Source organism: Protofrankia coriariae (genome assembly GCF_001017755.1).
GTDB lineage: Bacteria > Actinomycetota > Actinomycetes > Frankiales > Frankiaceae > Protofrankia > Protofrankia coriariae.
The window spans coordinates 22,493-28,886 of record NZ_JWIO01000054.1; the positions used below are offsets into that span (position 1 = coordinate 22,493).

The window sequence follows — 6,394 nt, forward strand, 5'->3', positions numbered from 1 at the left end:
GGGGCGTGGCGGGCACCCGCCAGCTGACGGATCTTCTTCTCCTCGACCAGGTCCTGCGGCGCCCGTGCAGACAGAACGATAGGCATGACGTGCCCCTTGTCAAAGCACGGTGATATCCCGGTTCGTCCGATCTACCCTAGCCTTGAGGAACGCAGCACTAGCTGGCCCTTCTGTCTGATACCCGCCCAGACCTGTGGTCAGGCTGTGGACGGCATCGGGCTGTGAGGGCCGGCCGCCTTGGTTGGCGCGTCGTCGCTGTGGTGGGCCGGGCCAAGTACCTCGTCGGCGCTGCGCGGTTCTTTGCGCGGCTGCTGGTTGAGCTTGTGGCGCTCGATGGAGGAGCGCCGGTAGACCTCCTTGCGGGCCCGCATGATGTTGCCCAGGGGTGCGTGCTCGGCGGTGACCCGCCAGGGCGTGAAGGACAGCGCGTCCATCTTCTCCAGATTTTCCGGGTCGGAGATGTCCTGCTGTGGCAGCCGCAGCTTGGCCACGGTGACGGACGGCGAAAGCTGCTCGGGCCACTCCACGGTGGTGTCCTCCACCGGCATGCGCTCCAGGTCGGTGCAGAGTTGGACCTGGATGTCGAAGGCGTAGGGCCGCTCCTGCAACTCGGCTTGCAGGGCCGGTCGGAAGACCTCCGACGCGGAGGCCGGGTCGATGGCACGCCGGACCACCGCAGCGGCGGAGAGCGGGTCGGGGGCGATGCGCACCTTGGCGATGTAGTCCCCGTGCCTGACCGCGCCCATCGTCCAGTAGCTTGACAGCAGTACGTTGACCGGGGGGATCTTTGACAGGCGAAGGAAGGCCAGGAACTCGTCCCAGGCCCAGTCGTCCTGGTCCAGTGTTCCCTTTCCGGTCACGAACTCGGTAAAGAAACGGTGCGCGCCGGGTCGCCCCTGGGAGAAATAGGTCGGCGCGTTCAGAAACAATTCCTGGATGAACAGGTAGTGCTCGACCGTGTTGCAGAAGAAGATCGGTGCGTTGATGTTGGCGTAGTCGAATGTGCCTGTGTCCGGTTCGTCTTCCAGCAGGGTCGGGCCGTTGATGTCGAAAATTTTCAGTGCCAATCCGGTGGCGCTGCCCAGTCGCGCGTCGGCTCCGGCGTGAGGCGAGCCGTTGGAAAAGCGGATGAGCGCATCGTGGGTTCCCGGAGTCGCGTAGATGCCTTGGGCGTACTCGGGGGTAAGCCCGGCCAGGATCTCCACCTGCCCTCGGACCAGCCCGTAGCCCTTGGCATGGGCGTCGCGGAGGGCCCGTCCGGTGCTACCGGCCTTGAGCGACTCGATGATGTAGTTCTCGGTCTTTTCGATCACCGTCTGCAGGTTTTGGTCGAAGTGCGGGTCATCGTCTTCGACGTCGGGCGTGTAGGGGACGAACTGTGCTGCCATGACTTCGACCTCTCCTCGGAGAGCGTGGTGGGGCCTTAAGGGGCAGGAACTGCTCTCAGTCCTCCAGTTCGGCGAGCCAGCGCAGGGCGCGCAGACTCGGCAGGAAGCAGTACTCGCCGCCTCGGGTGACCACGAAGCTGGGCAGGTTCCGCAGGCGGCGCCGGACCGGCTTCTCCGGGATGGTGGCGCTGCCGGTTCCGTCGTGATGCCCGGCTACCGGGTCCTTCTCGCCGGGGTAGCCGATGAAGTTGCCGTCGTTGACCCACTCGGCCTTGATGAACTCGAACTGCCGTTCCAGATGGGCTCCGATGAAGACTCCGACCAGGCCTCGGTCGGCGCCGTCGTCCTCCAGCACGCCCTCTGGCAGCGGCGGGCCGTAGGTGGTGCCGCGCCGGATGAGGCGGTGCATCCGTGCGTCGCCGATGATGGTGGCATCGCGGGGGTTGTTACGCCGGATGTGCGCACCGGCGGGGCACCGGAAGCCGCGATCGTCGTTCTCCCGGTACAGGAAGTTGTTGTTCCGGTGCGGATCTGCCCCCAGCTCTGGATCATCGTGTTCCGGCGTCAGTGTCAGTGGCGCTCCGCTGGGCCAGCGCCCGACCATCCTGGCCGCCAGGAGTGCCTCCTCCTCGGCGCTGGAGGTGTTCGCGCGCAGGTATCGGCGCCAGGCCGCCACGTTGGTGTGGATCTTGCGTATGGCCGCATAGGTCCCGTTGCGCCCCAGCGCATCAGGGCTGGGCATGGGCGGCAGGCTGCCGGTTTCGTCGGGGTAGCCGAGGATGAATTCGCCGGCCTTGATGGGGGTTTCCTGCGGGTTGGAGCCGGGCAGTCCGACGCCCTCGATGTTCGGATGGCTGATGCCGTCGCGGAAGCCGAAGGTGGTGCGCCCGGTCGGGAGCTGGTGGACCTCCTGCTGCCAGATCACCTGGACACCGGGCGTGTCCTGGTAGGCGACGCGGGCCCGCTCCAGCTCCTTGTCCAGCTGCGCCGCATCGGAAGAGAGGGCGCTCAACGCGATGTGAACATCGCCTGTTCCGAACGGTGCCTCCCAGCGGGCCGGGGCGCTCTCGCCCACGTCGCCGATCCGCTCCGCCCGAGCGGCCATGCCCTCACGAAACGCCTGCGGAAAGCTGTCCAGCGACTCCTGAGGTACCCCCAGGGCCTCCAGCCCCTGGTAGGTGAACGCCACAGCTACCCAGGCGTCCTGGCTCCGGTCCACGCTGGGCAGACCACCCGCGGTCACCGGGAGCAGCCGCCGCAGCAGGGCGCGCCCGGCGTGGCGGTCATCGACGCGCAGGAAGATGAACTTTCCCTCGTACGGCACCGGCCGTGGACGCAGTGCCCCGCTTTGCACGTCGTCGATCTCGACGCCCACGCCGGCCGCGCTGCCGCTGTCTGCCGTGTTCATGATCGGTCGTGCCTCCACATCGGACTCAGCCTGGGCAGCCCTGCGGCGGCCGGCCGACGCCCNNGGCGGCCGGCCGACGCCCGCCTACGCGGTCCACCGATGTTGGGTCGGCTCTGAGGGTTGGTTATGTCCTGGTTCTTAGCGCGCGGCTTCCTCCATCAGCTTCTGGAAGGCAGGCGTGGTCAGCAACTCCGCGTTGGCCGGGTTCTCCAGCGCCGCCCGGAACTCGGGGGTGTCCAGCACCTTCTGGAATGCCTCGTTCACTCGCTGGTCCTTCCAGATCTGCTGAACGGTCAGATCGGGATAGGAGCTGACGAATACCCCCGCGGGCTCCTGGTGGGCGACGAACCAGTCCTTCACCCCTGGATCGCTGACACCAGGGAACCCTTCGCTGTGTGAGAAGACCCTGTCGAAGTTCGCCCCGACTGCCGTCTTGCCGAAGTCGTCGATGTACGTGTCCCAGGAGCCGTCGAAGACGCTGGCGAACATAAACCGGGTCTCGTTGTCGAATATCACATGGCGTGCGTCGTGCAGGGTGCCGATCTGACGCATCGCCGCACGGTTCCCCTCGTCAGCCGACGCGCTGGCGATCTTGGCGAGATCCTTACGCAGCGCATCCGCGTGGCCCGTCTTGATCTTGGTAAAGACGGTGAACTCGCCACAGACCCCATCCTTCATGCCCGGGCGTTCGGGCTGAGCTGACTGGCCTGTACCTGTCGTTGCAGTCATCGTGAGGTTCTCCCGCCACGGATCGGTCCGAGAGGCCACCAAGCGCTCGAATATGGGCGCCATCGCCCTCACTACTAATCCTGACCGCGCACGCGCCGCCTCGCATCTCCCGCCATGGGTGATGTGGTTGCCCGGGGCGGATCCTCGAGAGGCTCCGGCACTGCGGGGTCCAGCCTGATCAGTTCACGATTCCCCGACACCGGCCGGCTACGGTCCGTGCCCCACGGGCCGTAGAGGCGTGCCTCGTCCGTCACGGTGCGGAGAAAGAGAGTGTTCTTGAGTGCCGGCTTGCTGTCGAGTTCGGGGAAGGCGCCACGGCGGGCTACGAGCAGGCCAGTGACCATGCCGACTTGCGCCGGCACCCTGTCCCGATGAGGATGTTGGTGCCGTCCGGTCCGACGTCGTCGCTACTGTGGTGCTGTGAGCCCGTAGGCCAGTGTGACGCGGAGATCCTGATGAATCCTGTCCTGCTGCCGTGAGCGCGTACCTCAGAATCTTTGGTAGGACCTCCCCGGGCGGTGCGTTGGTGTGTCGCAAGCCGAGGGGGGGAGATCTTTCCGTGGTTCTGGACCGGTTGGCTGGCCTGCGCCGAGTAGACCCGGTGGCGGCCGTAGCAGAGGATGCCTGACGGGCTGAACGCGTCCGATATCATGATTATTTTTGCCGTGCTGGCGTTCCTGGGATCCCAGCATGGTTCCGCATGCCCTCACCACTCCAGGAATCGTCGGAAATCCTCACCTCAGGGTCAAGGTCCTCGCGTTCCGAGAAGCTCCCGAGGACAGATCCGGAAAGGCGCAGGAAGATGGAATGCGGACCTCTGCCGAGTACATCGTCGTCAGTTCTCGGTCAGCCCTTTCCGCGTGGCCGAGAAGACAGCCGCGCAGCCGACCGCGTAACAACCCGCCGCTCCGCCCAGGCGCCGTCCCGACTGCACCGTCAGCCGGTTTGAGCGATGAGGCGCTCAGCAGTCCGGAACGTCTGGTCAAGCTGCGGGACGGGTGCCGACCGCCGAGGAGCTCGCTGTTCAGAAGGACCGCTTTCGGGAAGGCTGCGGCCCACGTCCGGGGTCTTTCTGCAGGCCCGGGGCACGTCCAACGACAGTCCCACGGCTGCCCGCCCGGGCGGTCGGGTCACCCGCTTCCGCCAAGCCCTGCTCAACTGGACCGTTACCCTGACTCCCTCTGGAGGTAACCATGGGCAAAGTTCTCGGTGACGTGCTGGGTCTTGCGGCCGGCGTCGCGATCAGCCCGCTCCCGATTATCGCGATCATCCTCATACTCGCCACGCCTCGGGGACGCCTCAACGGACTGCTGTTCGCCGCCGGCTGGATTCTGGGACTCTCGGCACTGGGCGCGGTGATGCTGGCGATCGCCTCCCCTGGAGGCGCCTCCGCCCACAATCACCCGGCCACCTGGGTGGGAGCTCTCAAGCTCGCTCTGGGCGTGCTCCTCGTCCTCTTCGGCGCCCGGCAATGGCACCGGCGCCCGGCGGATCCCTCGCAAGCCCAGCTGCCGAAGTGGATGGACGCGATCGACCGCCTCACACCGGTCAAGGTATTCGGACTCGGAACGGCCTTGGCCGCGCTCAACGCCAAGAACGCCCCGTTGACCATCGCCGCGGGCGCCGCGATTGGCTCAGCCGGGCTGCCGGTCGGGCAGCAGATAGCATCGCTGGCAATCTTCGTCTTGATCGCCACCCTCGGCCTGCTGGCCCCACTGGGAGTCTTCCTCCTCGGGGGAGAGCGAGCCAAAACCACGCTCGGCAATTGGAAAGACTGGGCAGCCCAGCATAATGTCGCCGTGATGGCAGTCCTGTTCTTCGTTCTCGGACTGAAACTGCTCGGAGACGGTATCTCCATCCTCACCTCCTGACAGGCTTGCCCACACGTGGCGGTGTGGTCCGATCACAGACGTGTGGAGCGTGCGTTCTCCTTACTCATCACCCAGAAGGGCCGTGGTCTGCGTCCACCAGTTGGTGAGCGCCCGCCAAGACAGTCCCATCTCCCCGAGCGGCCGGTCGTAGACAAGGCAGTGCTCAGCGTTCTCTACGATCTCGATCACGTTGTTGATGGCGTCACGAAGAACGAGGCGGGGTTTCGGGCCGTTGGCCGCGAAGATGAGATTCTTGGGTTCACCGGAGACGCCAGTGGGTCCAAGCTGACTGAGGATAGTCTCCAACTCGTCGCTTCCGTATTCCTTGATGATCCTGCGGGCGAGTTCAGTCAGCTCCGGAAGTGTCCTGAAAAGCCGACTTCTGACATGGATATGCTTACTGGAGTAGGGGCTGTCGTGGTCGTCCCGAGCAGGGTCGAGCCCGAGAAGTGCGACGCATACCTCCTCGACGTCATAAGTAGGAGAGATCAGAAAAATGATCATTTTGACGGTGGGGCTGGCGTAGCTGGGCGCCCGCTTCACCGCTCGCTCCGCTGGGCCGGCAGATCGAACTCGCCTGCGATGACAAGCTGACCTGTAGTAACGGAGGAAGATAATCATGCACGGGTCTGCGTGGTGCCCCCAACGGGATTCGATACACAATAGTGCGGATCTGACCAGGCATGCCCGCTCCGGCCGACTCGTCATCGAGGGCAACTTCCGAGTCGGAACCTCGGGCGGTGCGGTCTGATGCCACGCCCGGTCAGCCTCCCGAACCTGGTAGCGCCCTCGACGAACCCGGCGAGCCGCAGCAGAACCATCGCACGCACGATCACCGCATCCATGATCACCGTCGTCGCACTGAGCTTCCTGTTCTCCTTCGGCAACGTCTGGGCACTCGGTATCACGCTCGGCGTACCGCCCTACATCGCCCCCCTCAATCGCCCCCGCTGTCGACCTCACCGTCATCGGCTGCCTTATCCGGACTAAGATTTGCC

Annotated in this window: 6 protein-coding genes; 2 read left to right on the forward strand and 4 right to left on the reverse strand. The window is 65.3% G+C overall.

What is annotated here, in order from left to right; all coding sequences use genetic code 11:
* Nucleotides 1-197: 197 nt before the first annotated feature.
* The 3 genes from FrCorBMG51_RS21970 to FrCorBMG51_RS21980 all read right to left on the reverse strand — a co-directional run bounded on the left by FrCorBMG51_RS21970 (nt 198) and on the right by FrCorBMG51_RS21980 (nt 3,525).
* Entirely contained in the window at nt 198-1,388 is a 1,191-nt protein-coding gene (locus tag FrCorBMG51_RS21970; protein WP_047224915.1) for a catalase family protein, read from the reverse strand.
* A 55-nt stretch (nt 1,389-1,443) separates the two neighbouring features.
* Nucleotides 1,444-2,796 (reverse strand): Dyp-type peroxidase, encoded by a 1,353-nt coding sequence (locus FrCorBMG51_RS21975; protein WP_047224916.1) that lies wholly within the window; start codon nt 2,794-2,796, stop codon nt 1,444-1,446.
* 138 nt (nt 2,797-2,934) lie between these two features.
* Nucleotides 2,935-3,525: a hypothetical protein gene (locus FrCorBMG51_RS21980; RefSeq protein WP_200902551.1), complete on the reverse strand. Its 591-nt coding sequence runs from the start codon at nt 3,523-3,525 to the stop codon at nt 2,935-2,937.
* A gap of 1,193 nt (nt 3,526-4,718) precedes the next feature.
* On the opposite strand from FrCorBMG51_RS21980, the gene FrCorBMG51_RS21990 reads away from it, so the two are divergent.
* Entirely contained in the window at nt 4,719-5,396 is a 678-nt protein-coding gene (locus tag FrCorBMG51_RS21990; RefSeq protein ID WP_047224919.1) for a GAP family protein, read from the forward strand.
* 60 nt (nt 5,397-5,456) lie between these two features.
* Here the strand turns inward: FrCorBMG51_RS21990 and FrCorBMG51_RS21995 are convergent, their stop codons facing one another.
* On the reverse strand, nt 5,457-5,939 hold the full coding sequence (locus FrCorBMG51_RS21995; protein ID WP_157180621.1) for a hypothetical protein: 483 nt from the start codon (nt 5,937-5,939) through the stop codon (nt 5,457-5,459).
* Nucleotides 5,940-6,146: 207 nt separating this feature from the next.
* On the opposite strand from FrCorBMG51_RS21995, the gene FrCorBMG51_RS22000 reads away from it, so the two are divergent.
* Nucleotides 6,147-6,386 carry a hypothetical protein gene (locus FrCorBMG51_RS22000; RefSeq protein WP_047224921.1) on the forward strand — a complete coding sequence of 80 codons (240 nt, stop codon included), beginning with the start codon at nt 6,147-6,149 and terminating at the stop codon, nt 6,384-6,386.
* Nucleotides 6,387-6,394: the final 8 nt, after the last annotated feature.

What these genes read in the sequence shown, in the direction of transcription:
- FrCorBMG51_RS21970 (WP_047224915.1), bottom strand. Translation starts at nt 1,388, where the DNA reads ATGGCAGCACAGTTCGTCCCCTACACGCCCGACGTCGAAGACGATGAC.
- FrCorBMG51_RS22000 (WP_047224921.1), top strand. Translation starts at nt 6,147, where the DNA reads ATGCCACGCCCGGTCAGCCTCCCGAACCTGGTAGCGCCCTCGACGAAC.
- FrCorBMG51_RS21975 (WP_047224916.1), bottom strand. Translation starts at nt 2,796, where the DNA reads ATGAACACGGCAGACAGCGGCAGCGCGGCCGGCGTGGGCGTCGAGATC.
- FrCorBMG51_RS21980 (WP_200902551.1), bottom strand. Translation starts at nt 3,525, where the DNA reads ATGACTGCAACGACAGGTACAGGCCAGTCAGCTCAGCCCGAACGCCCG.
- FrCorBMG51_RS21990 (WP_047224919.1), top strand. Translation starts at nt 4,719, where the DNA reads ATGGGCAAAGTTCTCGGTGACGTGCTGGGTCTTGCGGCCGGCGTCGCG.